Source organism: Desulfobacter curvatus DSM 3379 (assembly GCF_000373985.1).
GTDB lineage: Bacteria > Desulfobacterota > Desulfobacteria > Desulfobacterales > Desulfobacteraceae > Desulfobacter > Desulfobacter curvatus.
On the sequence record NZ_KB893000.1, the window covers coordinates 1 to 2222 of the forward strand.

Sequence of the window (2222 nt, forward strand, 5' to 3'; positions counted from 1 at the left end):
AAACTTTTTAAGGTCTGCACTTAAAACCGCCAGGCTTTAAAGCGCATTGTCATTGACCCGCTCTTTTCTTTTTCACTGACCAATTTTCAAAGATCCAACTTACTACTCAAAAAAAAACTTCCCGAAGGAAACCACTTTGCTTTGTCCCCTCGAGAAGACCGGCGTAATATGCCTGAATTTTAAAATGCCGTCAAGCTCTTTTTTTGTTTTTTAAAAAATTATTTTTAAAGGGAGGAACAACGCCGCGATCATATTTTGCCCTATACCTTGAAAACACTGCCTTGACGACTAATCAGATAAAGGATTCAAGCGGATTTCGCTGGTCTAAGAAGAATTTAAACTCCTCTGAGATTCTGCTGTCTTTGGAAACATTCTTCCAAAAAGTATGCGCCATTTTTTTTAACATTGTAAATTCATCCTGACTGACATTTCCATCCGGGATATCCGATACATCAAAAAAGAAGGGCTGGACTTCTCCCCCGCTTATAGGTGCAAAACCCATTGAGCACATATCATAAGATGGCAATAATCTGAATAAATTCTGCTCCATAGTTAAACTAAGATTGCCTGGATGCATGTCGGTATTGTTGATAAGTCTCCCAAAACACCACAAACACTCAGCTGTTCGTACATCCTTTTCAGAAAGCAGATTCTGAGTGAACAGTTCATTGAAAATTTTTGGCCAACTATGACCAAGACCTACAAATTCACCATCAATGGATTGCAATGAAACCATTGAGGTACGACCAAACTCTCCGAACCGGTCAAACCTCTGTGTTTCCAGAAACAAGCGCCCATCCATTTCAAAAAGGTTAGTTTCCGCAGACAGGCAGAGACTCTCGCTTATGATTCGGGATGCATGATATTCGGTTACTAAAATATCTCTCCATCTTTTAGCGACGTCATTTTCACCTTTGGGTGAAAATTTAACGATTACATGTGACCGATCACCCCGAAGGTCTTTTTTGAAAGCCGTAAATTTAGGCTGCTCTCCGCCAGCAGATGATCCAGGGAGTTCCCCTTTCATTACGCTCTCGGCGAGTCTCGGATAATCATCAATGGTAACTGGGATTGCTCGCCGGCGGATACGTATAAACGCTTGCTCGCCAAATATAAAATTCCCGGGCAGATCGTCTCCATTGGAGATTAAATATTTTCCAATATGCGTGGTTGTCCACCGCCTTGGATCAGAAGGGAAATCATCACTCCATTTCGCGATTTCTCGGGCAATCTGCCGACCCAAAAAGCCTTGTGGTCTCAAATCGTAAAGAAAATATGGAAGGTCGTCATACAGACCGTTCCCCCGTTCCCCCAACAACAACGGGGAAATCAAATCCACGGGTTCCAAAAAAAAGCCGCCGTGGCTCAATGGCCGGATATAAGCAACAACCTTCACCTTCCCGGCAGGATCAATAGCGCCTAAAGGAATTCTATCATCAGCGCCAAAGGCATTGCAGGTTGCAGCATATTTAATGAAGCGCCCATCTTGTATTTGAACAACACTATCGCCCATCTCTTTTAGCCTGCGTGCAACCGAACTCTGACTTAGACCGGTTGCGGCCTGAATTTCTTTCGATGTGGAGGGACCTCGTTCTATATATTTTTTTATTGTAAGGGGCACAGCAACATCCTGCATAGTTATTTGGGTTATTATTTGAATAGTAAAAACAATAAAAATATAGTGCATAAAATATATAATATCAATATTTTAACTATTAAATCAAAATTATATTGCCGTTATTTATGACTAATAAAAAGATAAGAATATGATAGAGAGGGGTGCTTCAGGTAACAGTAAAGTCCTGAAAACACCTGATAGAAATAGAAAAAGCCCTGAGCAGGATGTCCTGTTCAGGGCTTTTAAAAATATGTGGTGGGCCTGGGTGGATTTGAACCACCGACCTCACGCTTATCAGGCGTGCGCTCTAACCAACTGAGCTACAGGCCCTCTTTTATGAATATTTTTTACCTCATCTGCGGCGTTACAGGACAGTTGAAGAGGGTAGGGTACCTTTAAGCTTCGCGTCCTGTGCCTTACACCTGGGGCAAAAATTATCCATAAAAAGGATGGTGCACAAAAAAAGCCCTGACCCTGTCTATTTATTGATCAGGATCAGGGCTTTTGTAAAAAAGAACCGGCGGCGTTCTACTCTCCCACATAGTCTCCCATGCAGTACCATCGACGCTAAAGAGCTTAACTTCCGTGTTCGAGATGGGTACGG

1 protein-coding gene, 1 tRNA gene and 1 rRNA gene are annotated in these 2222 nt (G+C 42.3%); all 3 read right to left on the minus strand.

What is annotated here, in order from left to right:
• Nucleotides 1–292 precede the first annotated feature (292 nt).
• Complete coding sequence (yjjJ, locus tag B147_RS0107975) at nucleotides 293–1621, minus strand: type II toxin-antitoxin system HipA family toxin YjjJ (protein WP_033397102.1); 1329 nt, start codon at nucleotides 1619–1621, stop codon at nucleotides 293–295.
• A 250-nt stretch (nucleotides 1622–1871) separates the two neighbouring features.
• Nucleotides 1872–1948: transfer RNA gene (locus B147_RS0107980), tRNA-Ile, on the minus strand.
• A 185-nt stretch (nucleotides 1949–2133) separates the two neighbouring features.
• Nucleotides 2134–2222: ribosomal RNA gene (gene rrf, locus B147_RS30180) — 5S ribosomal RNA — on the minus strand; the annotation flags it as partial.